Below are 26,538 nucleotides of genomic sequence, written 5' to 3' on the forward strand. Positions count from 1 at the left end.
GCCGGTGAAGAACGACGTAATCTCGCCATTGCGCCTCGGGCCCGCGTGCACGAGTGCGACAACGTGCGGGCCAGGCGCTGGTTCAGCGGTGAAGGGAGTGGGGGGACGATGGAAACGATCAACGGGGCTATGGTCGGCCGCGAGCGCGAGCAGGAGGTGCTGTCCGACTTCGTAACAGCCCCGGGAGGCCGGGCACTTGTCCTACGAGGCGACGCGGGCGTGGGCAAGAGCGCCCTGCTGGACCACGTCGCCGACCTCGCGACCGGTGGCCTGCACAAGGTGATCCGGGCGGCCGGCGTCGAGGCCGAGTCGGAGCTGCCGTACGCCGGTCTGCACCAGTTCCTGTATCCGCTGCAGTCCTCCATCGACGAGCTGGACGACGTGCACCGAGGTGTGTTCGACGGCGTCTTCGGCAGGAGCCAGGGCACACCCCCCTCGGTCATGACGCTCGGCATCGCCGTCCTCGACCTGCTCTCCCTCGCGGCGTCCCAGCAACCCCTCCTGCTCATCCTCGACGACGGCCAGTGGCTGGACACCTCCAGCACCGAGGTGTGCGGCTTCGTGGGGCGGCGGCTGACCGGCACCTCGGTCAAACTCCTCGTCGGACTGCGCTCCGAGGTGCCCTCGGGCTTCGACACGGCCGCGCTGCCCGAACTGCCGGTGACCACACTGTCGGAGAGGGCCTCCGAGCAACTCCTGGACATCCACCACCCCGGGCTCGACCCCAGGATCCGCCGCCTGGTGCTGGAAGAGGCCCAGGGCAATCCGCTGGCCCTGCTGGAACTGCCGCCCCACGTACGCGGCAACCGGACGGCCCGCACGTCCGAGCAGCTCTTCGGGTACGCCGGCACCCCGCTGCCCCTGCGGCTTCAGCATGTGTACGGCAGGCGCATCGAGTCCCTCGGCCAGGCCGTCCGCGCGGAGCTGCTGCGGGGCGCCCTGGACGGCGTAGGTTCGGGCACGGCGGCCGACCGCACCCGGGGCACGCGCTATCGCATGGTGGACGCCGACGCCGCCGCGGCCTGCGGCCTGTTGGACATCGACCCGGTCAGCGGCGAGTTCGTCTTCCGTCATCCCCTGGTGCGCTCGACGGTCGTCCACAAGGCAACCCCCAACGAGCGGCGGGCGGCGCACGCGGCCCTCGCCCAGGTGCACCGCGACGACATGGAACGGCGGGCCACACATCTGGCGGCCGCCACGGTCGACCCGGACGAAGAAGTCGCCGCCGCCCTGGAGGCGGCCGCCGAGTCCGCGACCCGCCGCGGCGGGTCGGTCGCCGCCGTGGCCTGGCTGACCCGCGCCGCCGAACTCAGCGAAACACCGCACGGGCGGTCCCGCCGACTGGGCAGCGCTGCGTACATCGCCGGACACTCGGGCCGGCTGGACCAGGCACGGCAGCTGGTCCGCGAGGGTGCCGGCACGGACACCGACGGCTCCCCGGACTCGGTGGTCGCCTCGGGCTATGTCGCGTTCTTCGAGGACGGGGACATCCGGTCCTCGCAGCGCCAGGTCTTCGCGGCGATCGAGAGCATGCGCGACCGTGGTGTGAGGGAGCCGGACGAGGTACTCACGCGACTCATCGATCTGCTGCTGGCCATCGCCCAGTACGGCAGCGACGGGATGTGGTGGCGGCGGGTCCACGAACTGCTGGAGAGCCTGGGCGACGCGGTGCCGTCAAAGTCACGTATCTACGAGGACGCGTGGGGTGACGTGGTCCTGCGCGGTACAGGGGTGCACGAACGGGTGGAGCGCGCCTTCGCTGACGTGCGCTCTCTGGAGCCGTGGGATGTCATCCGGCTGGCGGCCGCCGCCTATCACGTGGACACGCTCAGCCAGTACAGGCCGTATCTGCAGCGCGCGGTGGACCGCGAGATCGAGACGGGCGCCGTGGCCGACGCCATGACCATGCTGCACCAGATCATGCTGGACCAGATCGCGGTGGGTGAGTGGGACGAGGCCGAGCGGACCGGGCAACAGGCCCTGGAATTGACGACGACACACAAGCATGCGCTGTTCGTCCACCACACGCATGCGTATTTGGGGTGGTTGGCGGCGTTGCGGGGCCAGGTCGAACACGCCCGTGCACTCCAAGCCACCGTCGATGCCTGGGCCCGCCCCCGCGGCGTTGGCTTTCTCACCCAGATCGCCGACGCGGTCGGCACCACCGCAGCCCTCGCCGAAGGCGACTACGAAGCCGCCTACCTCCACGCCATCGGCATCACACCCCCCGGCACCTTCACCCCCTACGCCCACCAAGCCCCCCGCACCCTCCTCGACCTCGTCGAAGCAGCCCTCCACACCGGCCGCACCGAACAAGCCCGCAACCACGCCCAAGCCGCACACCACGCCCGCCTGCCCGACATCTCCCCCCGCCTCGCCCTCATCACCTACGGCGCCCTCGCCATGACCGCCACCGACACCACCGAAGCCGACACCATGTACCACCGCGCCCAAACCCACCCCGCCGCCGCCCGCTTCCCCTACGAACTCGCCCGCATCCACCTCGCCCACGGCATCCGCCAACGCCACACCCACGGCAGGAAAGCAGCACACCACTCACTCACCCTCGCCGCAGAAACATTCGAACGCCTCGGCGCAACCACCTGGGCCGAACGGGCGCGGACCGAACTGCACGCCGCCGGTGCCACCGCCCAGTCCCCCACGGCGCCCCTCACTGCCCTCACCTGGCAAGAACGCCGCATCGCCGACCTCGCCGCAAGCGGCCTGACCAACAAGGAGATCGGCGACCGCATGCACCTCTCCCCCCGCACCGTCAGCTCCCACCTGTACCGGGTCTTCCCCAAACTCGGCATCACCACCCGCGCCGCCCTGCGCGACGCCCTCAGCAAGATCCCCGGCGAGCAGAACGTGTGAGTGCCTCAGCTCCCCTTGGGCAGGGCGCGGACGCCGCGCTCGTCGAGCCAGCCGAGCACGTAGTCGGCGACGAATCTCCAGCCGTTGTCGATGACGAGTGAGTGGGCGCGGTCCGCGAACTGCTTCAGGTCGGTCACTGCCGTGGAGTCGCCGTACTGCTTGTAGACGGCGCGGGTGACGGCGTCGGGCACGAGCCGGTCCTCCTGCCCCGAGATCAACAGGAGCGGTCCGCGACCCGCGTTGCCGGTGTCCGCCACGCTCAGGGGGCTGCGTACCGCGCCCGCGCATCCGAGCTCGGTGAGCAGGCTGCGCGGTGCCGGCACCGCGTAGCGCTCGAAGAGCCGGTCGGACTCGTCCGTCGTGAGGGTGTTCGCGATGACCTGGTGGAACTGCTCCGGTGACAGGGACACGAGGTGGTCGGCGTCGTCGGCCCGGCCGGGCGTCCACAGCGGGACCGGCGCCGCGGGCAGTGCGACGTTGCTGATCGGGGCGGGTGCGATGGCAACGGCGGCCCGGCCGACGTTGGCGCCGATGAGGTGCTGCGCGATGAGCCCGCCGACGGAGTGGCCGACGATCACCGGCGAGACGTCGAACGAGCGCACGATGCCGGCGTAGTGGTCCGTCAGCGCGTCCAGATCGAGGCCGGCGAGCGGCTCGGGAGCCTTGCGCACGTCCCGGGCGGCGGCGGCCTCACTAGGCCACCCGGGGGCGAAGGCGAGGAATCCCCGGCTTGTGAACCGCTCCGCCCATGACTCCCAGGAGAGCGCGTGCAGCCACGCCCCATGGATGAAGACGACGGGAGTACGGTTCACAGCTGGCTCCTCCGAGCATGACAACCACCCGGCACCGGCACGCGGGCGACTGATTCAGCATCGCTGCGGCGTGAGCCACAGGCGACAGTCGAATGACTGAATGTGGAAGGGCTTGCTGCGGGGGCACATACGGCGGCCCCGCCCCGCACGAAAGCGGATGAATGCCAACACATCGGGCGCTTGTCGTGAGGACCGCCGGCGACGCAAGTGATGTCCGACGGTCAAGTTACCTATGTACGTCGCTCCCGCGGCGGCGAGAGTGGATCGGGCCACCGTCCGCCGCAGAGAAGGACCGACCCGACATGAGCGGTAACCAACCAGGTGTCAAGGCCCGCCGCACGGCGCCGTACCGCCGTCTCGCGCTGACCCTGGACATCGAGCGTGTGCTCGGCGTCATTGCCCGGCAGGCGATCAGGGCGGAGTTCCGCTTCACCCCGGAGTCCCCCTTGATCGTGTCCGTGGAGCTCCACATCGAGGGCGGCCCGCGGGTGCTGTGGCGTATCGGGCGTGATCTCCTCAACCAGGGGCTGTACTCGATGAGCGGCCTCGGTGACGTCCGGATGTGGCCGTTGGACCAAAGGGAGGGTGCGACGGCGCGGCTTCAGCTGGCCTCGGGTGACATGGCGGCGCTGTTCGAGCTGCCCGTGTCTCCGCTGGAGGAGTGGCTGAAGCACACCTATGAGCTCGTCCCCGCGGGGGCTGAGCTCGCCGGGGTCGACTGGGACGACGCCACCGCGGCGCTGCTGCCCGCGCAGGGCGCACAGGCCGACTGACCGCGGGCGACGCAGCGCGCGGCGGCCCCAGCCGGACTGTGCGCCCTGCCCCGGTGCGCCGGCGGCCGCCCCGCTCACACCCAGGATCGATCAGGGCCGCGCCGGAAGGAGGACCTCGCAGTCGGCTGCCCTGGCCGCCTCCAGAGCAGCCAGGAGACCCGTCGACGGTGCGACGATCTTGCGGGCCCGGAGGTCGATCCACGCACCGAGGGTGCGCACGGTGGCGGCTTCCGCTCCGTCCTCCCGCGAGAGTGTGTGCTCGAAGTGCCATCGCGCCCCGTCCGCGCTCAGGCCGACGATGCGGGAGGTCACGGTGACCACTTCGAGCGGGAGCACCTCGCGCAGATAGCGCACCTCCTCGCGGAGGGACACGGCTCCGACCCCGGCCTTCAGCAGCTGCCGCGGCGTCCACCCGGCCCCGACCAGAAAGTCGAGCCTGGCTGTGGCGGCGTACTCCAGGTACCGCGTGTTGCGGAGATGGCCGTTCAGGTCCACGTCGTCCCAACGGACTTCGAACGACTTCGTCAGTTCCTCGGACATGCCAGAAGACCAGCCTTTCCCTGCCATGGTCATCGACCGATGTGCAACCTCCCCGTACACGAGCCGGAGAGGGGCGGGGGTTCAGACGAATTCGTTCACCGCGCAGGCGGGGTCAATTCACCGGTCATTCATTCAAGGACCGGCCCACTATCCGAAAGCCCAACTGATCTATTGCTCAAGAACATTTGGCAGTGCGAGGATCACGAAGCCGCCGGAAGGGCGGATCCCGGTACGTGTACCTCCCTGCGAAGGAGCCGGTCCTCGCCATGCCCACCTTCAAGAAGACGATCACACGCGCTTCCGTGATGGCCACGGCCGCCGCATGCGCCCTGGCGCTTTCCAGCCCGGCCGAAGCGGCGTCCTCCTTCCAGTTCGAGAACGACTACACCAGGCACTGCCTCGCCATTCCCAACTCCAGCATGACCAATGGCACCGGTGCGATCCAGTGGACCTGCAACTCCAACCACGACCAGCAGTGGATCATAGAGAACCACGACAACGGCAACACCGGACAAATCACGATCAAGAACCTCTGGAGCGGCAAATGCCTTGCCATTCCGAGCGGCACCACCACCAACGGGGTCCAGGCCATCCAGTGGACCTGTAACGGCGGCAGCGAGCAGCTGTGGATCTGGGACAGCATCCACCGCCTGCGGAACGTGGCGAGCGACAGATGCCTCGCGGTCCCCAACGGAAGCTGGGACAGCGGCGCCAAGGTCATCCAGTGGACCTGCACCACCAACACCGACCAGAAGTGGGACCCGATCCTTTAGCCGACAGGCGTCGGGCAACACCCAAGCCCCTGGGGCCCGCAGGCACCAGGGGCACTGTCATGCCGTCACACCGACGTCGGGTGCATCAGGACGGCCGGCTTCTTGACGCGTGACCCCGGCAACTCGACACCCCCGGCAGCACCGAGCGGCCCGTAATATGCCAGACGGTGCTGCCGGGGGGTGTCGAGTCCTTCTCCTCCTGCTTGAGGCACCATGCGCGCCACGCACACACACCAGTGCGTGCGTGCTCGCCACCCCACCATCCAGGAGGTGCCCCCGACCATGGCCACCATGCCGGTCCCCCCACCCGTCGTACCGCCGAAGCTGGTCGCCACCGACCTGGACGGCACGCTGCTGCGCAGCGACGGGACGCTGTCCTCCCGCACGCGGGCCGCTCTGGCGGCGGCCGAGGGGGCCGGGATCCGCGTGGTGCTCGTCACGGGCCGACCGCCGCGGAGCGTGCCGGCGCTGCTGGAGAGCGCCGGGCCGCATGTCGTCATCGCCGCCAACGGTGCCACGGTTCACGCTCCCGACGGCGCCGTGACGCAGGCCAGTCCCATCCCGCCGCGCGCGGCCGCGCGGCTTGTCGAGAACCTCCGTGCGGCGATCCCCGGCGTGACGTTCGCCGTCGAGTACGACGCGGCCTTCGGTCATGAAACGGCGTACCCGAGCTGGTCGTTCAACGACGGGAGCGTCGAACTGGTGGGCGCGGCCGAGGACATACTTGCCGGGAGCCCGGGGCGTCCGTTGCTGAAGATCCTGGCCCACCATCCGACGCTCCCGCTCGACGACTTCTACGAGCAGGCACGGCGCGTTGCGGGTACGAGCGCCGAGACCACCCATTCCACCGGGTTGTCGCTGGTGGAGTTCAGCGCGCCTCGCGTCACGAAGGCGACGACGTTGATCGCCTGGAGCAGCCGGCTCGGCATCGGCAGCTACGAGATCGCCGCCTTCGGGGACATGCCCAACGACCTGCCCATGCTCAACGCGGTGGGCAGCTCCTACGCCATGGCCAACGCCCACCCGGACGTCCTGGCGGCCGCACGCCATCGTGCGCCCGCCAACGACGAGGACGGTGTCGCCCAGGTGCTGGAGGGGTTCGTGGACACGCTCGCCCGCCGAACGCCGTGGTGGGCACCGGTGCTGCGGGCGGGCGAGGGCCCCGGCGACGGGAGTCGCTGACGCCCGGGACGCCCGCCCGCGGACACACCGCCCGCGCCGCTCACTCGTCGCCCGGGAACTCACCCGCGAACGCGCCGGCCATCCGCAGCCAGGGCTCCGCCTCGTCCTGGCGTCCCTGACGTTGCAGGGTGCGGCCCAGCATCAGGTGGGCGTAGTGCTCCACCGGGTCACGGTCGACGATCACGCGCAACTGCTCCTCCGCACGCCGCAGTTGTGCGGAGTGGTAGTAGGCGCGGGCCAGCAGCAGCCGGGGGCCGGTCTGCTCCGGGGCCTCCTCTACGACCTGGGCGAGCAGCTTCGCGGCACCGATGTAGTCCTTCGCCTCGAACAGGGCACCGGCCCGCTCCCAGCGTTCGGCGGTGGTCTCCTCGTGCGGCACTCCGGCGCCGTTGTCGAACAGGTGCAGGGCGCTGGCCCAGCGGTCGGGCGCCACGCCGCCGGTCGCCTGGTAGGTGTTGAGGTTCTCGGTCATCGTTGCTCCATTTCCGGCTGCTGCGAGCGTCGGACGGGTCTTCAGGCAGTCCGGGCCGCGGCTTCGGTCGTCGGGGCGCTCTCCGCGTCGCGGGCGGCGAGCAGGGAGGCGTGGGTGGGGGCGTCGGGCACATCGGCCGGCCGGTCCTTGGCGAACTCCTCGCGCAGGACGGGTACGACCTCCTCGCCGAGCATGTCGATCTGCTCCAGCGCGGTCTTCAGCGGGATGCCGCCGCCGTCCACGATGAACAGCTGGCGCTGGTAGTCGCCTGCGTACTCGCGGAAGGTGAGCGTCTTCTCGATGACCTGCTCGGGGGTGCCGACGGTCAGCGGGGTCTGCTTCATGTACTCCTCCATCGAGACGCCGCCTCCCATCACCGGTGAGTGGTCGAAGACCGGGCGGAACTCACGGACGGCGTCCTGGGAGTTGTGGCGCATGTAGACCTGACCGCCGAGGCCGACGACGGCCTGCTCCGGGGTGCCGTGGCCGTAGTGCGCGTACCGCTCGCGGTACAGCTCGATCAGCTTCCGGGTGTGCTCCTTGGGCCAGAAGATGTTGTTGTGGAAGAAGCCGTCGCCGTAGTAGGCGGCCTGCTCGGCGATCTCCGGGGAGCGGATGGAGCCGTGCCAGACGAACGGCGCGATGCCGTCCAGCGGCCGGGGCGTGGACGTGAACCCCTGCAGCGGTGTACGGAACTTCCCCTCCCAGTCGACGACGTCCTCGCGCCACAGCCGGTGCAGCAGCGCGTAGTTCTCGACGGCGAGGCTGATGCCGTCGCGGATGTCCTTGCCGAACCACGGATAGACCGGCCCGGTGTTGCCGCGGCCCATCATCAGGTCGACCCGCCCGTCGGCCAGGTGCTGGAGCATCGCGTAGTCCTCGGCGATCTTCACCGGGTCATTGGTGGTGATCAGCGTGGTGGACGTCGACAGAATGATCCGCTCGGTGCGCGCGGCGACGTAGCCGAGCAGGGTCGTCGGCGACGAGGGCACGAACGGCCGGTTGTGGTGCTCGCCGGTCGCGAACACGTCCAGGCCGACCTCCTCGGCCCGCTGGGCGAGGGCGGTCATCGCCTTGATCCGCTCGTGCTCGGTCGGCGTACGACCCGTGTTCGGGTCGGTGGCCACATCACCGACGGTGAAAATACCGAACTGCATCGCCCTCACCCTTTCCATGCGGTTGATACATCAACTATACCCTCGGAACACGCCCGCGCACGCCGCTATTCCGCACGCGACACCACGTCCGGACGCCCATCGCCACCGGATCGGGGATGCCCTCGTCGCGCCGGGCAGCCCGACGGCCACGGCGCGCGCCCGGCATGCAACCCTTGGTCAGCCCCGAAGGAGGAGCGCAGTGAGCAACCGCGTCAACGGATCCCCGTCCCGGAGGATCTTCATCGACAAGCAGAGCCCCAAGGCCTTCCACGCCCTGGTGCAGACCTCGGAGGCGGTGCGCGCGACGGCCGCCGAGGCGGGGCTCGACCGCGCGACAGTGGAGTTGATCAACCTGCGCGTCTCCCAGCTGAACGGCTGTGCCTACTGCCTCGACCTGCACACCAGGAAGGCAGTGCGCGCCGGTGAGTCGGCTCAGCGCCTGGGAGTGCTGGCGGCCTGGCGGGACACCGAAGTATTCACCCCCGCGGAGCGGGCGGCGCTCGCGCTGGCCGAGGCGACGACCGACCCGACCGACGCCGACGCACAGGAGTCCGCCTACGCGGGTGCCCGGCAGGTCCTCACCGAGGACCAGATCTCCGCCGTGATCTGGGTGGCGATCACGATCAACGCGTTCAACCGCGTATCGATCATGAGCAAGCACCCGGTGCACGCGCCCGAGCAGGCTCAGGCCGTGGCCGGTAGGTGACGGATCACTGAGGGCGGGGCGGTCACCCGAACCGGGTGCCACCGCTCCCCCACCCGGACGTCACCCCGGGTCAGGCCCCGTCCTCGTCCATCTTGGCGATGATGCGCTCGGAGATCTCGGCCAGCACCCGGAGCTCGGACGGCGTGACGTGGTCGATGAACAGTTCGCGCACCGCCTCGACGTGACGCGGGGCGGCGGCCTCGATCGCCTCCCGACCGGCGTCGGTGATCACCACGAACGCGCCCCGCCCGTCCTCGGGACACTCCTCCCGCACGACCAGGCCCCGTCCGGCCATCCGCGCGATGTGGTGGGACATCCGGCTCTTCTCCCACTCCAGCGCCCGGGCCAGATCCTGATACCGCTGCCGCCCCTCCGGCGTGTCCGTCAGGTGAACCAGCACCGCGAAGTCCGCCGCCGACACGTTCGACTGCGACTGCAACAAGCGCCCCAGACGTCCCCCGAGCCGCTCATGCAACCGGACAAACCCACGCCACGCGCGCTGCTCGTCCGGCGTCAACCATCGCACCGTGTCTTCCATGGGGAAAGTGTAGACCTGGTTGACAGTTCACCAAACGGCTGCGGGGGCCGGAGCCGAGGCACCGCATACGCCCACATCCGGGGCGCGGAAGACGTCGTAAGGCATCGAGTGGAAGCCCAAGGGCTCGCCGAGTAAGGACCACAGCTTCTCCGCGCACTGGGAGCCGGCACGCGGTCGGCGTCCAGCGGCAGCAGTTCGCGGGTGCCCTCCAGCGTCGACCGCACCACGTGCCGCAGACCGTCATCTCGGTGGCCCGCATAATCGCCTGTGCTGCGGCGCTCTCGGGACCTTCAGCCACTGGGCAGCCGCCACAGCCGTGACCGCGCTCGCGCCTGTTTGGCGGGGGTCTCACGGACGAGGTGGTACAGATTCTCGAAATACGCCTGCCAGCGGTTCGGATCCGGCAGGTCGCTCTCCGCACGCCGGGCTCGCTCCACCGCCACCAGCGGCTCCATGTGCTCCCAGACCGAGATCACCGACCCGCCTAGGTAGCCGGAAACGGGTTCGACGTCGACCACGCCGTGGGCGACGAGCGCGCCCAAGTTGTCGTAGTACCAAGCCAGTTCACGCACCAGCTCCTGGCCGTCCTCGGGCAGGCCGGCCAGTCCGAGAGTGAGGTCGCAGGAGGGCAGTTCCTCGTGGACGAACGTCCGCGCCCGCGCGAGACGGACGCTGCGGTGTTCCCGGAACAGATCGACCACCACCGGCAGCGTGTTGGCGTGCTGGGACAGCCGCAGCTGCCGCAGTGACATCGCGCCGGACACACAGAACGCCAGCAGCGACACGGTCAGCGCTGCGATCTCCATCAACGCACCCCCGGACGCCGGACTCCCCCACCGCCTCCTGCGTACCCACGCTCTCCGACGTCCCACACCCTCCGGCGCGGGACACTGCCGCCGGGTCCTGCTCCGACTCGCCCCACGCGAAACACCCGTGTCTTCTGCCCGCCGTGTCCTCCACGCATCTGTCTGCGCGCTGACTCCGGCGGTGTGCGCGTATATGCGCTCCCCGTGAATCCGGAGGGCCCGGAGAAAGCATTGCCGCCTCATCGGCGCCCCGTGAGCATGAGGGGTCCGCAGCCCGGAAAGGGGCGTGAGGAAGTGACCGGCGTGACGAAATCGGCTCCGCTCGATGTGCCACAGCTACTGGAAAGGATGGGCTCGTTCTATCTGCCGCCGCTGCCGATGCGCATACCCGTGCGGATCCATCCCGAAAAGCCGCGGTTGGAGGTCATGGCCTGGCAGTGGTCGCGGGATTCGCTGCGATTCGACGACGAGCAGGCGGGCGAGCGGTATCTGCACTCCACCATGGAGTGGAGTGAATTCATCACCCCGGACTGGGAGTTCGACTCGGCTCTCCTCGCCGTCGAATGGACGTGCACGCTGTTTCTGTACGACGACCTGTCCCGGCGTTCGGAGTTGGCGCGGGCCTTCGTCGAACCGGCGCCGCCGGGGCGGTTCGTGGCTGCCGAAGGCTGGCTGGCGCGGGCCGTCGACGATCTGTGGCGGCGTTCGACCCGTACCGCCTCTGCGTCGGCGGCGCGGCGGCTGGAGGCGGCGCTGCGGGAGTTCTTCCGCGGCTGCCTGAAAGAACTCCCGCTGCGCACCCGGGTGGGTGCACTGGGCTGGCAGGGCTGGCCGGCGTATCTGCGGATGCGCCGCGAGACCATCGGCATGCCCGTCTTCATGGCGCTCGCACAGGTGGGCCGCGGCACCGATGTCACGGAGGCGGCGTTCATGGCCTCCCGGACCGCCGCGAACCTGGTCAACGACCATGTCACGTTGACGAACGACGTCTTCTCGGTCCGCAAGGAACTGTGCAGCGGCGACTGCGTCAACGGCGTGGTGGCCTGGGCGCTGCACCACGGCACCGGACTTCAGCAGGCGGTGGACGAGGCGTGCACCCTGATCGACGAGAAGGAACGCGCATTCCTCGCCGAACGCGAACGTGTGAGCACACGTTTCCCCGACGCGGCGCAGTACCTGGACCGCCTCGGCCACATCATCAGCGGAAACCAGCACTGGAACTACGTGACTCCGCGCTATCACGGGGAGGGCTACATATGGAACGGCCTCAAATCCGGATTCGTGGAGCTGAGCCCGGACCGCACCGTCATTCGCTCCGGCCGGGCGGAAACCCGGTGAGCGACACGGTCATTCCCCGACTGCCCGGCGGGGTGCCGGGCCTGGGGCACGCGCTGTCCCTGCGGCGTGACGCCTTCGGTCTGCTGCTGCGTGCCCGCGCCTGCGGCGACGTGGTGGAGATCGGCATCGGCCCGCGCCCCGTCTACGTGGTCAACTCCCCCGGTCTCATACGGCAGATCCTGGTCTCCGACGCCGCCCACTACGACAAGGGCTCGCTGTTCGAGAAGGCCGCCGCGGTCCTCGGCAACGGCGTCGTCACCTCCAGCGGCGACTTCCACCGCCGGCAGCGACGCCTGATCCGCCCGGCCTTCCACAGCACCCGTACCCCGTTGTACGCGGAGGTGATGACGGCCCTCGCCGAGGAACGCGCACAGACCTGGCAACCGGGTGAGCGGCTGGCCATGGACGCCGAGATGCACCGGCTGACCATCACGACCGCGGCGCGCACCCTGTTCGCGTCCCGCCTCGCGGACCACGCCGTCGCCGAGATCCAGCGCTCCCTCCCCGACTTCCTGCGGACCATCACCGCCCGCGCCCTGTCTCCCCTGCCCCTGCTGGAAAGGCTGCCCACACCAGCGAACCGCCGCTTCGCCCGCGCCCGGCTGAGGATGCGCGCGGCCGTCCTGCAAGCCATCGACGGCTACCGCGCCGCCGGCGGCGACCAGGGTGACCTGCTGTCCGTCCTACTGGCCGCCCGGGACGCGGACAGCGGGCAGGCCATGCCGCGCGAGCAGGTCTACGACGAGGCCGTCACCTTCATGGTCGCCGCCTCCGAGAGCACCGCCACCGCCCTGTCGTGGGCCTTCCACCACCTGGCCCACCATCCGCAGGCCGAGGAGCGGGCCTGTCACGAGGTGCAGTCCCGGCTCGCCGGCCGCGCCGCCCGCCACGACGACGTGGGCCGGCTCCCCTATGTCCGCCGGGTCCTTCAGGAGGTGCTGCGGCTGCACCCCCTGGCGCTGGTGCCCCGCCGCGCCCTGCGGGAGGTCGAGGTGGGCGGACGTGCGTACCCGCAGGGCACGCAGTTCTTCATCAGCCCGCACGCCCTGCATCGCGACCTGCGCTACTACCCCGCCCCGGAGAGCTTCGACCCCGACCGCTGGGACCCCGAACAGGGCGAGCCGGTCGAGCAGGACGCCTACCTCCCCTTCGGGGCGGGCCGCCACGGCTGCCTCGGGGAGAGTTTCGCCTGGACGAGCATGACCATCACGCTGGCCACGCTGCTCGGCCGCTTCCGCTTCGTCCCGGCCCCCGGTCACCGGGTCCGGGAGGTCATGGCCGGTACGAGCAGGCCCTGCCATCTCCCGATGATCGTCACCGCCCGCTGACCGCACCCTGAGAGGCCCGAGTGACATGACCGCACCCGACAGCCCCGCCCGGCAACGCCCCACCCCATCGCTCGCGCAGACCCCACAGGCACCCGGCGCCCTGCCCGTACTGGGCCACGGCCTGATGATCGCCCGCCGCCCACTGGAGTTCATCTCCGCACTGCCCGCCCACGGCGACCTCGTCCGCATCAAGCTCGGGCCGCGTCCCGCGTACGTCGTCACGAGCCCCGAACTCACTCACCGGGTGCTCGTCACCGAAGCCCGCTCCTTCGAACGCGGCTGGCTCTTCGACAAGGCGGCCCGCTTCCTGGGCTCCGGCCTGGGCACGGCCTCCGGAGCGGACCACCGCCGTCAACGGCGCCTGGTCCAGCCGTCGTTCCACCGCGACCGGCTGCCCGCCTACGCCGCGGTGATGCGCGACCAGGCCGAGGCCCTCAGCGCCCGCTGGCAGAGCGGCGAGACGGTGGACATGGGCCCGGCGATGGACCGGATGTCCATGTCCGTGGCCACCCACGCCCTGTTCTCGCCCGTCCTGGGCGCCCGCGTCGGCGAGGTGCTGCGCCGGGTGCTGCCGGTCCTCACCGACGGCGTGATCCGACGCACCTCGCTGCCCGACTGGTGCGCCTCACTGCCGACCCCGGGCAACCGCCGCTTCGAGCGCGCGGTCACCGAGCTGCGCGAGGCGGTCGGCGACTCCATCGCGGCGTACCGGAGCAGCGGCGTCGACCACGGCGATGTGATGTCGATGCTCCTCGCCGGCCGGGACGAGGACGGTTCCGGACTGACCGACAGCGAGATCTACGACCAGGTGGTGACCCTCATCTCCGCGGCCGTGGAAACCGTGGGCGCCGCTTTGGCCTGGGCGTTCTTCGAGATCGCCGCGAACGAGCCGGTCCAACGGCGCCTGCACACCGAACTCGACCAGGTCCTCTCCGCCAAACCTCCGCAGTACACCGACCTCCCCCGGCTCGGCTACACCCTGCGCATCGTGAACGAAGCGCTGCGGCTCTCCGCGGCCTGGCTGTTCATGCGCCGCACCATCCGTCCCGTCCAGCTGGGCGACATCGAGCTCCCGCCGGGCACGGAGGTCGTCTACAGCCCGTACCTCCTCCACCACGACCCCCGCTGGTTCCCCGACCCCGACCGCTTCGACCCCGACCGCTGGGCCGCCGACACCCCCGCCTGCCCCGGCGCCTTCGTCCCCTACGCCGCCGGGCCCCACCAGTGCATGGGCAACACCTTCGCCCAACTGGAGATGACGACGGCCATCGCCGTCATCTGCGGCCAGTGGAACCTGCGCGTCCCCTCCGGGATCCGGGCCCGGGCGGTGGCCCGTATCGACGTCCATCCTGATCGGGCGCCGGTGATGGTGGAACGCCGCCGGACATGAGGGAGCCGCCGCTGCGCCTCGTCCGGGCCGGGCCGGACGAGCTCGGCACCGGCGACGTTCCACAGCTCGTCCAAGGAGACACGCGCGAGGAAGCCTTCGGCCTGTGCTGGCGAACCTCGCCGACGATCCCGGCATCGCCGGCGCACATCACCCTGTGTCAGGGTGGCCACCATGGATTGGCAGACCGAGAGCCCGGAACTCTGGGCGTTCCTGGGGTCGTTGCACCACGGCGAGATCCTGGCCGGCACCGTCGCGGCGATCGAGCGCTTCGGGGTCTTCGTGGCCCTGGATGACGGCCCCGGGCATCCGACACTGCCGGGCGTCGGGTTCATCACCCTTCCCGAACTGTCCTGGCGGCACATCGACGCTCCCACCGATGTCGTCGAGATCGGACAGCGTGTGTCGTGCGAGTTCCTTCAGTTCGACACGTACAACGCCGAGGCCAGACTGTCCTTGAGGGCCCTGCAGCCCGACCCCTTCCAGGCCTTCGCCGACCGTACGGTGGCGGGTCAGGAACTGCGCGGGACGGTCGACACGGTGCTTCCCGTCGGCGTCTTCGTCCACGTTGCGGATGGAGTCGTCGGGCTGGTCCCCTTCCGGGAGGTCCACGGTCGACCCGCGGCCGGTCCGCCGACCGACTTCGCGGCAGGCGAGGAGATCACGGTCATCGTGACGGACATCGAGCGGCCGCATCGGCGGGTGTTCCTGTCCCTTGCGGACGATGCCCGGCATGCGGGCGTGGGGCCGCACTTGTGACTGCTCCGGGCCTGGGGTGTTGACGAGCAGCGGGGGGGTGGGGTGACCTCGCCGCGGGACTTCCTGGGCGCTTGCCGACGGGAGACCGGTCCGTCCGTCATCCGAGGAGGAGACACGTGATCCACTCTCCACGGGCCTACTGGGAACCCCTGTGGGCTTCCGGGCGCCGCTACCGCGGGATCACCGACACGGAGGCCCAACTCCTCGCCGAGCACCTGGGACCGGGCCGCGGGCGGCCGGCGCTCGATGTGGGGTGCGGTGACGGCGCCCTGGTCAGCCATCTGAGCGACCGCCTCGGCTACCGGGCCACCGGTGTCGACTGCGCGCCCAGCGCGGTCGCCCTGTCCGCGGGCGCGTACCGGCACCTGCGCTTTGAGGTCATGGACTTCGCCGCCGACGACCTGGGCGAGCTGCCTGATCCGGCCTACGCGGTGGTCACGTGCCGCCTTGTGTACCGGTTCATCAAGGACAAGGGGGCGTTCCTGGACCGCGTGCGTCAAGTGCTCTCCCCCGGCGGGACCTTCTGGGTGGTCACCGAACTCGCCGACCGGCGAGGCCAGGACGACCCCCTCCGGGACTTGGGCATCACCGCGCCCGACGTCGAGCTCCTCACCTCCAACTGGTCCACCGTGAAGGCCGTGGACCTCGACCGGCTGGCCTGCTACGTCCTGAGTCCGTGACCGGCGCTACCCCCATGGATCCAGGGCGTGCTTGCCGCGCGTCAGGCCCGCTTCGAGTTGCTGGAGCACGGTCGGGCCGTCGGCCAAGGGGTGGAGCTGGGGGGTGCCCGGCGGGTACACGCCCTGGGCGATGAGTGTCTCGATCTCGGTGAGAAGTGAGCGGTAGACGGGTGGGGCCGCGGTGGCGAGTGCCCCTATGTGGAGGCCCTTGACCTGGACTTGATGGGTGAAGACCAGGTCGTGGGTGGTCAGGACGGCGTCGCCGGAGGCGGCGCCGAAGACGACGATTCGTCCGGTGAAGGGTTTGGTGACCGACAGGCTCGTGCGGAACGTGGCTTGTCCTACGGATTCCAGGACCAGGTCGACACCGCCGGTCAGGCGTGTGATCTCCGCGGCCAGATCAGGGCGTGCGCTGTCGAGGACCTCGTCGGCGCCGAGCGCTGTGAGGGTGTCGTGCTTGGCCGGAGACGCCGTGGCGATCACGCGCGCGCCGTAGTGGCGGGCGAGGCGGACGGCGGCCTGGCCCACGCCTCCCGCCGCGGCGTGGACGAGTACCGCTTCGCCGGCCTTGAGTTGGCCCAGCGGCTTCAGGGCGGCCAGGGCGGTCGCCCAGTTCAGGACCAGGCCGAGGGCTTCGGCGTCGGTCCAGCCGGAGGGGACGGGCAGTACGCCTGCTGCCGGCATCGTCATGTAGTGCGCGAAGGCGCCCGGGCCGGTGCCGATGACGTGCGTGCCCACCTTGAGCGGGTTCTCGATCTCCGGTCCGACGCCCACGATCTCTCCCGCGGCCTCGAAGCCCGCCACGTAGGGCGGTTGCGGGCCGCCTCCGTAGGTTCCCTGCGCCTGCATGACGTCCGCGAAGTTGAGCCCGGCGGCGCCTACTCGTATCAGGTACTCGCCCGGGCCGGGGGTCGGGCGGCGGTGGTCGGTCGTGAGGGTCAGGTCCTTCGGGCCTCGATGCGACCGTTGGACCAGCGCGCGCATCGGCTGCTCGGCGTGGTGCTGCCGTTCGTTGATCTCCATGCACCGCAACGTAGAAGCCTCACATGTGCGTCAAGGTCAAGCGGTGGTCATGGAGCGGTCCGGCGGGCCTGGTGGAGGTAGGCGTCCAGTGCCGACTGCTGTTCGCTGAGCAGGGCGATCCGTGCGGCCAGCCGGTCCCTGTAGCGCTCCACCTCGTGAAGGAACTCCGCGCACATCACCTCGGTGTCGGCGTCGGCTCTGCCCGTGAGATGCGGCAGAACCTCCTTGATCAACCGCACCGGGAGTCCGGACTCCAGCAGGGAGCGGACGACGAGGACCCGGTCGATGGTGGACCGGCAGTAGTCGCGGTATCCGTTGCTGCACCGGCCAGGGACGATCAGCCCTTCGTCCTCGTAGTGGCGCAATGACCTGGCACTCACACCGCTGGCCCTGGAGGCTTCGCCGATCTTCATATCTGCGGCAACGTCCAAGAGCTCTCCGCTCTTCCGGCGGGGACCTCGGTCATGCCGCACGCCCCCGTTCGCGTCCCGCCCCGGCCGAGCCGGACGGCGTGCGCGTGGGCCTGACCCGGTAGGTGGTCTTCGAGGGATCGGTGACGGGCTCGCCGAGTGCGATGCGCCCGGCACAGCGCAGCTCCTCGCACACGTCCGTCGGCAGCGCGACGTAGCAACCGCCTCTGCCCGTGGCGGAGTCCACCGGTCTCCAGTAGCTGTACCGCACGCGTCCGCCCTCGTGCGCGGTGACGAACACCGGCGTGCGGGAGTCGGACACGACACGCAGCACATCGGCGGCGGACTCGCTGAGCGGGGTCGCGGACCGCACGTGTCGCGGTGCGGACCTGTCGTTCCTCAGAGCGCGTACCGGGCCGAGGACATGCGGGACGCGGGACTGGGCCCGATCGTGAGCGAGCGGCATGAGCACGGCCTTTCCGGAGCGGAGGACACCGCTCACCCGCTTCGGGCCCGGTGTTGATCTCGTTCCGCGCATTCTGGTGCACGCCACTGACAACGCGTCCGCGCGCCGCACGTGTGTCACGCCACAACGGTCAACGGCCCTTCACAGGGAACGGGTTGACGCGCCTGCCAGCGCGCGCCGGACCTCCGCCGCGGGGAACGGCGTGCGCTTGCTCTCGGTGAGCAGCCTGCGGTGGAAGTCGGCCAGGACGACGGCGTGCGGGGCGTGGCGGTCGATGATCGAGCCGAGTTCGGGCGAGATGCCGCCGGGTCGGCGTCCCTCGACCCATGCGCGCAGGAAGGCCCCGTGGTCGGCGCCCTGGCGCAGGTCGGCGGGCAGGTGGTGGCGCAGCAGATGGTTCGGTGCGTAGGAGCGGTCGTAGACGAGGTGGTCGGTGAGGAAGGTGCGCTCCTGCGCGGAGAGTTCGAAGGCGCGGCTCAGGGCGAGTCCGAAGTCGGCGAAGTACAGGTGGCGGCCGTCGGTGAGTACGTTGGCGAAGTGCGCGTCGAAGTGGACGAATCCGCGCTCGCTCATGAACCGCGTTCCCTGTTCCAGCGCCTCCTCGGCCCACTGATAGGGCGGCTCGGCGTTCAGCTGAGCGGCGCCGAGCCACTCGGCGAGTGTGTGGGGCACGTGTTCCAGGAAGAGGACCAGACTGTGCGAGGCCGTTGCGACGGCCTCCAGCCGGCGGCGCACGGCCGGTGAGCCGTCCCAGTGCGCCACGGCCCCCTCGATGCCGCCGAACGCGTCGACGAAGCCGGCCGGGGCGCTGTCGGGCAGCACACGCCAGTGGTAGAGCAGCGGGAAACCCGCGTACTCGTTCTGCAGGACCCAGCCGGTGGTCATGATGTGCGCGGCCAGTTCGCGCCAGGCTCCGAATCCCGCCGAGCCCACGCCGTACTGGTAGAAGAGCGGGAGTTCGAAGAGGTTGGCGGTCGAGTGCAGGTGCCGCGGCTGCAGCTCGATGTCCGTCAGCGGGACCCGCTTGACGAAGACACGTGTCCCGTCGATCTCCGTCTGCGCCGACCTGCCGCCGATCCCGGAACCCAGAGCGGGCGCGGCGGCCAGCACGCCCTCCAGCCGCCGGTCACTGAGCAGGGACAGGTGTGTTCCTACGGCCGCGTAGGCGGACACCCGCGCGGCGTGCCGTGACTCGGGCGTGGGCATCGGCGGCTCCCCGACGTCGTCAGGCGCTCGGTCGCGTGGCGGCCGCGGCGGCAACGGCCGTGGCCAGCGGATCGCGCAGCGGGCGGCCCAGGAGGTCCACGAGGTCGGGGGCGGTGCCGTCCAGGAAGCCGTGCCGGACGGCGGTGGCGATCGAGGCGAGCATCGGCGGCTGGAACGGCAGCAGGCCGGGGGTGTCCTCCAGGAGCCTGCGCCGGTACTCGCCCAGGCTGATGGTGCGGTGCGCGACCCCGAGCCGGTCGGCCACCTGCTGCGCCGTGATCGGCGTACCGACGAGGTCGTAGACGCGTCCGCTGTGCTGGGCCGGATCTGCCGCGACGAGCGCCGTGACGTCGGCGAGGTCCTCGCGCGCGACCGCGGCCAGGGCGCCGTCCCCGAACGCGGACTCCAGACCGTCCTCGGTCCAGGTCAACAGGGCGCCGAAGAGTTCGGCGTAGAGACCGTTGCGCAGGATCGTCCACGGCAGTCCGCGGGCCCGCACCAGGCGTTCGGTCGCCCGGTGCGCGAGCGCGAAGCCGAGATGGTCGCCGGCGGCGGCCAGGCTGGTGTAGATGACGTGCTGGACGCCGTCGCGGGCGGCGGAGTCGAGTATCGCCTCGTGCCGGCCCACGACCTGGTCGTCCTCGGCGTAACCGGCGGAGATCAGCACCAGCGTCGCCACACCGGTGAGGTCAAGGCTCGCGGGGTCGTCGAAGTCGAGGCGTCGCATGCCTTCGCCGGGGGTGCGGCTGCCGCCGGTCGCGGCGATGTCGCGAGCGCGCAGCGCGGCAAGTGTCGCGGCGCCGAGATTGCCGTTGGCGCCGGTGACCAGGATCGTGTCGGACACGGTCTTCCCCCTCGTTCGTTCTCATCGCTAACTACGCTTGATCATTGACCGTATGCCCACCGGCCACAAGAAGGCAGTTCCATGTCACTCACGCACACCGGGGTAACCACCCCCGCCGACCTCGATCCGTGCGGCCACGAGGACCATCCCGACTGCGGCATACGCGACGTGCTGGACCGCATCGGGGACAAGTGGTCGGTGCTCGTGATCGTCGAACTCGCGGGCGGCCCGCGCCGGTTCCGTGAACTCCAGCGCGCCATCCACGGCATCTCCCAGCGCATGCTCACCCTCACCGTGCGCAGGCTCGAACGCGACGGGCTCGTGCTGCGCACCGTGTACCCGACCGTCCCGGCCCAGGTGGACTACCGCCTGACCGGGACGGGGGCTGGCCTGACCCACTTGGTCAAGGCACTCAGCGACTGGTCCGTGGCCCACCGCGCGGTCATCGCCGAGGCGCGGGAGGCGTACGACCGGGATCATCCGGGCCACGACATCCGCTGACAAAGTGTCAGAGGTAGGAAGCTCTACGGTGCGTTGGGCACGGTTCGGGGTTGTGCCGTGCCGATGATGAACTCCCCCTGGGCGCGGATGTCCGCGGTCCAGCCCAACGTGGCCAGTTGGGCGGTGAGTTCGGCCGGGTCGTGGAAGACCTTCACGATGCGGTACTGGCTGCCGTCTTCGAGCCGGCGCACCTCCGCGGCCACTTCATCTCGTATGGACCCGGCGGGGCCTTCGTCGACGAAGACCACCGTGCCGTGCGGCGCGAGTGCGGCGGCGACGGTGTCCCAGAAGTCGCCCAGCCGGGCGGGCGGAACGTGGGAGAGCCAGAACGCGAAGAACACCGTGTCGAAGCGGCGCGGCGGCCGCCAGTGGAACAGGTCGGCCCGGTCGAAGCGGATGTCGGGGGATGCTGTCCGCTCCCGTGCGATCGCCAGCACCTCCGGCGACGCGTCGACCGCGGTCACCGAGCGGGCCCGTGCGGCCAGCGCGCCGGTCCACTGTCCTGTTCCGCAGGCCAGTTCCAGGACGTCCCCGGTGATCGGGAGGTCGTCGGTCACGGCCAGCAGTTCGCGCAGGTCCTCGCGTTCGGCATAGACCCGGTCGTACTCGGGGGCGCGGGCGCGGTAGTAAGCAACTTGTTCCGACAGGAGGGCGTCCTCGTCGATCGCCATGTCCCTGACCCTAGCGTCGAACGCGGCCACGAACAGGAGAACTCCCTCATGCATATCTCGCTCACCCAGCGGCGGTCGCCGTGGGTCGTCTGCACCCGCCGCGACGATGCATGGCTCCGGACCGAGAGCGCCGAGCTCACGCGTCGGGGCGGCCGTGTGGTCCGCCTGGACGGCCGGCGGATGCGGAACCCGGACGCCGTATTCGACGCGTTCGCCCAACAGCTGGCGTTTCCCGGCTACTTCGGCCGCAACTGGGACGCTCTCGTGGACTGTCTCCGCGACTGGCACGGCCACGGCGGCGACTCGAAGGACCTCGCGGTCTTCATCGATCACGCCGACGGCCTGCGCCACACCGAGTTCCTCGGGCTGCTGGTCTCGGTTCTGTGCCAGGCGGCCTGGCACGCCAACCTTCAACTCGACGCCGACGGAGTGCCGCACCAGGACGCGCGGCCCTTCGCACTGCACTTCGTCCTCCTTGTGCACACCGTCTCTCCCGCCGCTTTCGCGGACGCCGTCGCGGGCGGCCAGGACGTGAGCGCGACGCTCGACGGCGAGCGTCTCACCGCGACCCTCACCGCGGACGACTGGCCGGAGACCGCCGCTGCCGCTCATCAAGGAACGATCAACACTTCACCATGAACCGTCCAGGTCCAGGCCACGATTCGGTTGGCAGGGACAACGCGCCCGAGTCGCGGACGTACGTTCAGCCCGTGAATGCTGATACTCCTGCGGGCGCGCCGGGCCTCACCGAGCCGAAGCCCGCCCGCCGCTCGCTCCTGCGAGGCGCACTGACCGCAGCCGCCGCCCTCGGCGTCGGCCTCTCCGCCGGGGCCTCGCCCGCCTCCGCCGCGGTAAGCGCCCGTCCACGGCCGACCACCCCTGACGAGGCCCTGCGCGAGCTGGCTGCGGGCAACGCGCGCTGGCGCACCTACCGGGAGAAGCACCCGGACGAGACGGCCGCCGTCCGCAAGGCGCTGATCTCCGGCCAGCATCCGTTCGCCGTGATCCTGAGCTGCGTCGACTCCCGCGTCCCGCCGGAGCTCGTCTTCGACCAGGGGCTCGGCGACCTGCTGACCGTACGCAGCGCCGGTGAGGTGCTGGACGAGGCGGTGCTCGGCAGTGTCGCCTACGGCGTCCTCGAACTGGACATTCCCCTGGTCCTGGTGCTCGGTCACCAGTCGTGCGGTGCGGTGCGCGCCGCGGTGGAGGCCGAGGAGACGGGTGATCGGTTGCCCGCCCACATCCAGTACCTCGCCGACCAGATCAGCCCGGCCATCGACCACAGCCAGGAGGGCGACGCCCGGATCGACGCGACCGTCGACGCCAACATACGGCTCGTCCGCGACCGTCTCGCCACGGAGCCGGACCTCGCGGCCAGGGTGGCCACCGGCCGGCTCGCCGTCGTCGGGGCGCGGTACGAGCTGACCAACCAGCTGGTGCACCGCGTCCCCTGACGCTCACTGCCCGGCGTCGAGGTCGCCCGGGTGCGTGGCGTTCTTGCTGAGGTTGCAACGGCGGTGCGCCGCCCGCATGTTGCCGCGTACGTGGTGGCCGCCGAGCGCGAGCGGCATGTGATGGTCCACGGTCGCGGCCCGGGGGTCGTAGCGGTCGACCTCCTTGGGTATGTCGCCTCCGCACAGTTCGCAGCGCCAGTCGGCGGCCTCGATGACCGTGAGCGGGTCCACGTCCTCGAAGTGGGTGCCGGGCAGCGCGCGGGCGGCCGAGGTCACCCGGAAGCTCTGGATGCGGGCCGCCGGCGTCCTGGTGAGGAAGGCGGGGATCACGGCGTCCGCGGCGGGGCGGCAGGCGTCCGCGCAGTAGTCGTCCTGGGACGCGGGGTCGAGTGCCGCGTCGCAGCCCCGGCAGCGGCGGTCGAACCAGGCCGTGTGCGCAGAGTCGGCCAGGTGCTGGTGCAGACGCCGCAGGAAGGGGACGGTCACTCGTCTCCCCCGGCGTCCGGGCCTGCCGGGTGGCGTCCGCAGTCGCAGCTGCGGGCCCGCCGCATGCGGATGCCGAACTGGCTCGGCGGCGGGATCCTGACGGCCGCGTCGTCGGTGCCGCCCAGGAGCACACAGGTCGCGCCGAAGGCCTCGTCGAGCCGCTGGAGCGCGGTCCGGGCGGTGGAGTCGGCGACGGGCGGGGCGAGCAGCACCATCCGCTTGCTCTGCACGCTGTGCGCGATGCCGTGGAGGGCCTGGCCGACCTGCTCCCGCACGTGCTGGAGGTAGTCCACCTCGCACATGGGCTGCGGCCTGCCGCCGGGAAGCGCCGCCCGGACCTCCCGCGCGGCAGCACGGGAGGCCTCCCGCAGATCCAGCGACGCGCGTGCGGTGTTGCAGGCCTTGAGGGCGTCCGCGGCCACCCGCGTGGTGAGGCGGGGCGCCTCCTCGCGTGCCCGGGTCACGTGTACGTCCACGAGGTGGGCGGCGCGACTGTCCGGCCTGCCGCGCACGGTGGCCGCCGCGTGGCGTTCCAGTGCGGCAGCCGCACGCCGCAGGAGGCGGAGGTCCTCGGAGGTGAGCGAGGGGTCCCCTGTCTCGAACCGGGCGCGGACCGCGGCCAGTTGGGCGACGTCCACGCCGGCCGCCCGCGCCGCTTCCGCCTCCAACGCGTCGATGACGTCCTTCTCCTGCGACGCGGACGGCACCGGCGGTACGGCGGCGTCGGGCCACAGTGGTGCGGCCCACCCCTGTCGGTCCTGGGTGTGCCGGACGAAGGACTCGACGTCGTGATCGTGCTCGGCAGGTCCGGTGATCTCCTCCTCGGCGACCGTGAGCAGCCCGGACTCCTCGGCCCTGCGCAACCGCTCCCACCGCGCCTTGGGGGTCTGCACGCGGGACATCGACAGGGCGACCGGCACGAGACCCCTGGTCGACTCGAACGGCAGCCGGTCGAACACGGTCGTACGGCCGCCTGCATGGGGTGCGGGTGCGCTGCGGCGACTGATCCGGGAGACCTCCTGGGCCGTGTGGCGCAGGAACGCCAGGGACAGCAGGGCGGCTTCCTGCGCGGGGCTCACGCCGGGCGTCCGCGGCATGGCCCGCGCCAGGCGGCCGAGGCGTTCCGACTCGTGCAGCAGATAGGCGAGGACCCCTGCCGGACCCTGTCGGACCGGGGCCACGCGGAGGTTCAACCGGAAGGCGGCATCGACCCGGGCGAGGGACTCGGCGAGCGCCTCACGGAGCCGCGCAACCGTTGAACCGGCGCCGGCAGGAAGGGAGTTCCGGTCCTCGGCCAGCAAGCGTACGGCCTCGGTCAGCGCGGCGTACGGCGGCAGTCCGCGCACGTGATGGGTCGTTGCAGCCACCTGGCCGTCCCCCCGTTCTCCGCCAGAGTGGATCAAGTGTAGATTGCGCTGCGCTCGGCAGGAGTGTGAGTGCTCCGTGAAGGTGTCGGGTGACCGACAACGAGCAGGTGGAGCGACATGCAGGAACCCCGGCGGATCGAGCAGAAGTGGGGCTTCGGCATGGCCCCGGTCAAGCCGGCCGTGCAGCAGCAGCGGATCGAGGCCGCCCGTACCGTGCTGGCCACGCTCGCGCAGGGGCGGCATGCGGCCCTGGGCCGGCTGGACGACCTGTCCACCGTGAAGGGGCTGTTCACGCGCTCGTACAAGAAGGACCAGTGGGACTGGTTCACCGTGTGGGGCCAACTGGGCTTTCCCAGCCACACAGTTGCCCGCCAGGCCTCCGGTGCGCTGCTGCATCTGTTCCGGTGCATACGCGATGTCGACGCGGTCGGCACCGCGCAGGCGTCCGACGCGTTGCGCAAGTGCGACGTGCCGGCGACCCTCGAACGCTACGTCACGGGCACGCCGTACCGCCCGGCGGACCACGGCTTCGTCTACGTCCTGTCGACGCGCGAGGCACCCACCCTCCTCAAGATCGGCTACACCGACCGGGACATCGCCACCCGCGCCAGGGAGATCAACGCGTCCACGGGCGTGGTCGTGCCCTACGGCGCGCGCGGAGCGTGGCTGGTTCCGCACGCCCGGCATGCGAAGGCCGAACTGCACGCCCGGCTGGCGGAGTTCCGCGTCCGCAAGGACCGGGAGTTCTTCCTGATGGAGTACCGGGAGGCGGCGGAGATCATCGACACCTATGTGGGAAGCCTCCGGGCGACGACGGCCTGCGATGCGTAGGCGCACAGCGCTCGTCGCGTTGACTGCCGTGCTTGTCGCCGGTGTTGTCGCCTGGCGCCTGGTCTCCGTGCACAACGCAAGACCGCAGCTCGCTGTCGTCTCCGCTCCATCCGCGCTCCTGGGGACCTGGACGGCGGAGGACGGCGGTCCCGGACGGATCGAGTTGGCCGCCCACGGGCGGTTCTCGGCCGTGGGGCTGTGGATCGAGACGGATGAGCAGTTCACCGGCACAGGGCGCTGGTCGCTCAGCGAGCACGGAGGGTCGGTGCAGCTCGTGCCGGACGGGCGGTCGGCGGACACCGGCGACCAGCCGAGCCTCGGCGTCGTCCGGGCCGACGGCCGGACGAAGTTGTGCATCAGGTCCGGTTCCCCGGGGGTGCTGTGCGACATCCTGCTGGGACGCCCGTAGCACGGCGAGTTGCCGACACTCCAGGACGTCCTGACGAACTACCGCATGACCCTGCTGATGAAGTGCGAGGGCCTCGACCCGGAGCAACTGGCCCGCCGGTCGGTTCCGCCGTCGACGATGTCACTACTCGGCCTGGTGCGGCATCTCGCCGAGACAGAACGCAACTGGATCAGCGCCGGCGACCCCCTGCCGAGGCTGTACGGCGAGCGTGACGCGGACTTCGACGGCGCTGTCGCCGAGCAGGCCGTGGTGGACGCCGCGTACGCCGATCTGGCGCGCGAGCAGGCCGCGTTGGACACGGCGCTGGCCGGTCGTCCGGATCGCGGCGAGCGGAAACGAGGTCCGTACTGCACGGGACCCTCGTCGGACTGCTCACGCGCGCACGTGCTCCATCTGCTCCGCCCGCCCAGCGGGCACGTCCGCCCCTTCCAGGTGAATTGTGCAGGCACGCCGAATCCGCCTACCGAGCACGAGGTAGTCCCAGGTCAGGCCCCTTACAGCGGCGACCGACCTCGAAGGAGACCCCTCATGCGCGCACGCATCGCACTCGCCCCGGCCGCTCTGGCCGCGACGGTCCTCGGCTGCGCCGGCGAGGCGGCCGCCGACGCGGCCCCGCATGTGCACGTCTCGAACAACGCGCCCGTGGTCTCCCTGGTCAACAACGTCCACATCAACGACCCCCTGGAGGACGTGCTGGAGCACACCCTCAACTTCGGGGACGGCTATACGTGGGCCTGAGGCCGGC

Annotated in this window: 30 protein-coding genes; 16 read left to right on the top strand and 14 right to left on the bottom strand. The window is 70.6% G+C overall.

Annotation, left to right across the window (positions count from 1 at the left end; all coding sequences use genetic code 11):
* Positions 1-108 precede the first annotated feature (108 nt).
* Positions 109-2,874 (top strand): LuxR family transcriptional regulator, encoded by a 2,766-nt coding sequence (locus AB0Q90_RS00725; protein WP_365732560.1) that lies wholly within the window; start codon positions 109-111, stop codon positions 2,872-2,874.
* A 5-nt stretch (positions 2,875-2,879) separates the two neighbouring features.
* Here AB0Q90_RS00725 and AB0Q90_RS00730 read toward each other — a convergent pair whose 3' ends face one another.
* On the bottom strand, positions 2,880-3,686 hold the full coding sequence (locus tag AB0Q90_RS00730) for an alpha/beta hydrolase (RefSeq protein WP_363162865.1): 807 nt from the start codon (positions 3,684-3,686) through the stop codon (positions 2,880-2,882).
* A gap of 302 nt (positions 3,687-3,988) precedes the next feature.
* Here AB0Q90_RS00730 and AB0Q90_RS00735 point away from each other — a divergent pair, with 302 nt between their 5' ends.
* The gene (locus AB0Q90_RS00735) at positions 3,989-4,459 is read left to right on the top strand and encodes an SsgA family sporulation/cell division regulator (RefSeq protein WP_363162866.1); all 471 of its coding nucleotides are present in this window, start codon (positions 3,989-3,991) and stop codon (positions 4,457-4,459) included.
* 90 nt (positions 4,460-4,549) lie between these two features.
* Here the strand turns inward: AB0Q90_RS00735 and AB0Q90_RS00740 are convergent, their stop codons facing one another.
* Positions 4,550-4,999, bottom strand: coding sequence for an acyl-CoA thioesterase (locus AB0Q90_RS00740; protein WP_363162867.1), 450 nt, complete (start codon positions 4,997-4,999; stop codon positions 4,550-4,552).
* Positions 5,000-5,265: 266 nt separating this feature from the next.
* On the opposite strand from AB0Q90_RS00740, the gene AB0Q90_RS00745 reads away from it, so the two are divergent.
* Together AB0Q90_RS00745 and AB0Q90_RS00750 are read left to right on the top strand one after the other, a co-directional pair.
* Positions 5,266-5,772, top strand: coding sequence for an RICIN domain-containing protein (locus tag AB0Q90_RS00745; protein WP_363162868.1), 507 nt, complete (start codon positions 5,266-5,268; stop codon positions 5,770-5,772).
* A 240-nt stretch (positions 5,773-6,012) separates the two neighbouring features.
* Positions 6,013-6,954 (top strand): HAD-IIB family hydrolase, encoded by a 942-nt coding sequence (locus AB0Q90_RS00750; RefSeq protein ID WP_363162869.1) that lies wholly within the window; start codon positions 6,013-6,015, stop codon positions 6,952-6,954.
* A 40-nt stretch (positions 6,955-6,994) separates the two neighbouring features.
* Here the strand turns inward: AB0Q90_RS00750 and AB0Q90_RS00755 are convergent, their stop codons facing one another.
* Together AB0Q90_RS00755 and AB0Q90_RS00760 are read right to left on the bottom strand one after the other, a co-directional pair.
* Complete coding sequence (locus tag AB0Q90_RS00755) at positions 6,995-7,426, bottom strand: tetratricopeptide repeat protein (protein WP_363162870.1); 432 nt, start codon at positions 7,424-7,426, stop codon at positions 6,995-6,997.
* Between the two features lie 41 nt (positions 7,427-7,467).
* A complete protein-coding gene (locus AB0Q90_RS00760) occupies positions 7,468-8,583 on the bottom strand; it encodes an LLM class flavin-dependent oxidoreductase (RefSeq protein WP_363162871.1) in 1,116 nt (371 codons plus the stop codon).
* Between the two features lie 199 nt (positions 8,584-8,782).
* Between AB0Q90_RS00760 and AB0Q90_RS00765 the strand changes: the two genes are divergently transcribed.
* Entirely contained in the window at positions 8,783-9,289 is a 507-nt protein-coding gene (locus tag AB0Q90_RS00765) for a carboxymuconolactone decarboxylase family protein (RefSeq protein WP_363162872.1), read from the top strand.
* 70 nt (positions 9,290-9,359) lie between these two features.
* On the opposite strand, the gene AB0Q90_RS00770 is transcribed toward AB0Q90_RS00765, so the two are convergent.
* Together AB0Q90_RS00770 and AB0Q90_RS00775 are read right to left on the bottom strand one after the other, a co-directional pair.
* A complete protein-coding gene (locus tag AB0Q90_RS00770) occupies positions 9,360-9,827 on the bottom strand; it encodes a MarR family transcriptional regulator (RefSeq protein WP_363162873.1) in 468 nt (155 codons plus the stop codon).
* A gap of 290 nt (positions 9,828-10,117) precedes the next feature.
* Complete coding sequence (locus tag AB0Q90_RS00775) at positions 10,118-10,633, bottom strand: hypothetical protein (protein WP_363162874.1); 516 nt, start codon at positions 10,631-10,633, stop codon at positions 10,118-10,120.
* Between the two features lie 303 nt (positions 10,634-10,936).
* On the opposite strand from AB0Q90_RS00775, the gene AB0Q90_RS00780 reads away from it, so the two are divergent.
* The 5 genes from AB0Q90_RS00780 to AB0Q90_RS00800 all read left to right on the top strand — a co-directional run bounded on the left by AB0Q90_RS00780 (position 10,937) and on the right by AB0Q90_RS00800 (position 16,125).
* On the top strand, positions 10,937-11,971 hold the full coding sequence (locus AB0Q90_RS00780) for a terpene synthase family protein (protein WP_363162875.1): 1,035 nt from the start codon (positions 10,937-10,939) through the stop codon (positions 11,969-11,971).
* Positions 11,968-13,299, top strand: a complete 1,332-nt coding sequence (locus AB0Q90_RS00785; protein WP_363162876.1) for a cytochrome P450 — start codon at positions 11,968-11,970, stop codon at positions 13,297-13,299. Before AB0Q90_RS00780 ends, AB0Q90_RS00785 begins: the two co-directional genes overlap by 4 nt.
* A 25-nt stretch (positions 13,300-13,324) precedes the next feature.
* Entirely contained in the window at positions 13,325-14,689 is a 1,365-nt protein-coding gene (locus tag AB0Q90_RS00790; RefSeq protein WP_363162877.1) for a cytochrome P450, read from the top strand.
* Positions 14,690-14,860: 171 nt separating this feature from the next.
* Positions 14,861-15,445, top strand: a complete 585-nt coding sequence (locus tag AB0Q90_RS00795; RefSeq protein WP_363162878.1) for a S1 RNA-binding domain-containing protein — start codon at positions 14,861-14,863, stop codon at positions 15,443-15,445.
* 116 nt (positions 15,446-15,561) lie between these two features.
* A complete protein-coding gene (locus tag AB0Q90_RS00800) occupies positions 15,562-16,125 on the top strand; it encodes a class I SAM-dependent methyltransferase (protein WP_363162879.1) in 564 nt (187 codons plus the stop codon).
* Between the two features lie 6 nt (positions 16,126-16,131).
* On the opposite strand, the gene AB0Q90_RS00805 is transcribed toward AB0Q90_RS00800, so the two are convergent.
* The 5 genes from AB0Q90_RS00805 to AB0Q90_RS00825 form a co-directional block, all read right to left on the bottom strand.
* Positions 16,132-17,148 carry an NADPH:quinone oxidoreductase family protein gene (locus tag AB0Q90_RS00805; protein ID WP_363162880.1) on the bottom strand — a complete coding sequence of 339 codons (1,017 nt, stop codon included), beginning with the start codon at positions 17,146-17,148 and terminating at the stop codon, positions 16,132-16,134.
* Between the two features lie 47 nt (positions 17,149-17,195).
* Positions 17,196-17,561: a MerR family transcriptional regulator gene (locus AB0Q90_RS00810; RefSeq protein WP_363162881.1), complete on the bottom strand. Its 366-nt coding sequence runs from the start codon at positions 17,559-17,561 to the stop codon at positions 17,196-17,198.
* 49 nt (positions 17,562-17,610) lie between these two features.
* Positions 17,611-17,931 carry a hypothetical protein gene (locus AB0Q90_RS00815; protein ID WP_363162882.1) on the bottom strand — a complete coding sequence of 107 codons (321 nt, stop codon included), beginning with the start codon at positions 17,929-17,931 and terminating at the stop codon, positions 17,611-17,613.
* Between the two features lie 234 nt (positions 17,932-18,165).
* On the bottom strand, positions 18,166-19,230 hold the full coding sequence (locus AB0Q90_RS00820; RefSeq protein WP_363162883.1) for a protein kinase family protein: 1,065 nt from the start codon (positions 19,228-19,230) through the stop codon (positions 18,166-18,168).
* Positions 19,231-19,249: 19 nt separating this feature from the next.
* A complete protein-coding gene (locus tag AB0Q90_RS00825; RefSeq protein ID WP_363162884.1) occupies positions 19,250-20,074 on the bottom strand; it encodes an NmrA family NAD(P)-binding protein in 825 nt (274 codons plus the stop codon).
* Positions 20,075-20,155: 81 nt separating this feature from the next.
* On the opposite strand from AB0Q90_RS00825, the gene AB0Q90_RS00830 reads away from it, so the two are divergent.
* The gene (locus AB0Q90_RS00830; protein ID WP_363162885.1) at positions 20,156-20,575 is read left to right on the top strand and encodes a helix-turn-helix domain-containing protein; all 420 of its coding nucleotides are present in this window, start codon (positions 20,156-20,158) and stop codon (positions 20,573-20,575) included.
* A 23-nt stretch (positions 20,576-20,598) separates the two neighbouring features.
* Here AB0Q90_RS00830 and AB0Q90_RS00835 read toward each other — a convergent pair whose 3' ends face one another.
* Positions 20,599-21,246 carry a class I SAM-dependent methyltransferase gene (locus tag AB0Q90_RS00835; RefSeq protein ID WP_363162886.1) on the bottom strand — a complete coding sequence of 216 codons (648 nt, stop codon included), beginning with the start codon at positions 21,244-21,246 and terminating at the stop codon, positions 20,599-20,601.
* 48 nt (positions 21,247-21,294) lie between these two features.
* On the opposite strand from AB0Q90_RS00835, the gene AB0Q90_RS00840 reads away from it, so the two are divergent.
* Together AB0Q90_RS00840 and AB0Q90_RS00845 are read left to right on the top strand one after the other, a co-directional pair.
* A complete protein-coding gene (locus AB0Q90_RS00840; protein WP_363162887.1) occupies positions 21,295-21,885 on the top strand; it encodes a barstar family protein in 591 nt (196 codons plus the stop codon).
* Between the two features lie 71 nt (positions 21,886-21,956).
* Positions 21,957-22,700: a carbonic anhydrase gene (locus AB0Q90_RS00845; protein WP_363162888.1), complete on the top strand. Its 744-nt coding sequence runs from the start codon at positions 21,957-21,959 to the stop codon at positions 22,698-22,700.
* A gap of 3 nt (positions 22,701-22,703) precedes the next feature.
* On the opposite strand, the gene AB0Q90_RS00850 is transcribed toward AB0Q90_RS00845, so the two are convergent.
* Both AB0Q90_RS00850 and AB0Q90_RS00855 read right to left on the bottom strand, forming a co-directional pair.
* The gene (locus AB0Q90_RS00850) at positions 22,704-23,186 is read right to left on the bottom strand and encodes an HNH endonuclease (RefSeq protein WP_363162889.1); all 483 of its coding nucleotides are present in this window, start codon (positions 23,184-23,186) and stop codon (positions 22,704-22,706) included.
* Positions 23,183-24,553 carry a hypothetical protein gene (locus AB0Q90_RS00855; RefSeq protein ID WP_363162890.1) on the bottom strand — a complete coding sequence of 457 codons (1,371 nt, stop codon included), beginning with the start codon at positions 24,551-24,553 and terminating at the stop codon, positions 23,183-23,185. The genes AB0Q90_RS00850 and AB0Q90_RS00855 overlap by 4 nt, the downstream gene beginning before the upstream one ends.
* A 117-nt stretch (positions 24,554-24,670) precedes the next feature.
* Here AB0Q90_RS00855 and AB0Q90_RS00860 point away from each other — a divergent pair, with 117 nt between their 5' ends.
* The 3 genes from AB0Q90_RS00860 to AB0Q90_RS00870 are packed head-to-tail and all read left to right on the top strand — an operon-like array spanning position 24,671 to position 26,531.
* Positions 24,671-25,384, top strand: a complete 714-nt coding sequence (locus tag AB0Q90_RS00860; protein WP_363162891.1) for a GIY-YIG nuclease family protein — start codon at positions 24,671-24,673, stop codon at positions 25,382-25,384.
* A complete protein-coding gene (locus AB0Q90_RS00865; RefSeq protein ID WP_363162892.1) occupies positions 25,377-25,793 on the top strand; it encodes a hypothetical protein in 417 nt (138 codons plus the stop codon). The genes AB0Q90_RS00860 and AB0Q90_RS00865 overlap by 8 nt, the downstream gene beginning before the upstream one ends.
* Before the next feature lie 9 nt (positions 25,794-25,802).
* On the top strand, positions 25,803-26,531 hold the full coding sequence (locus AB0Q90_RS00870; RefSeq protein WP_363162893.1) for a DUF664 domain-containing protein: 729 nt from the start codon (positions 25,803-25,805) through the stop codon (positions 26,529-26,531).
* The last annotated feature ends 7 nt before the right edge of the window (positions 26,532-26,538 follow it).

The sequence above is a fragment of the Streptomyces sp. NPDC079141 genome, assembly GCF_040686775.1.
Taxonomy (GTDB): domain Bacteria; phylum Actinomycetota; class Actinomycetes; order Streptomycetales; family Streptomycetaceae; genus Streptomyces.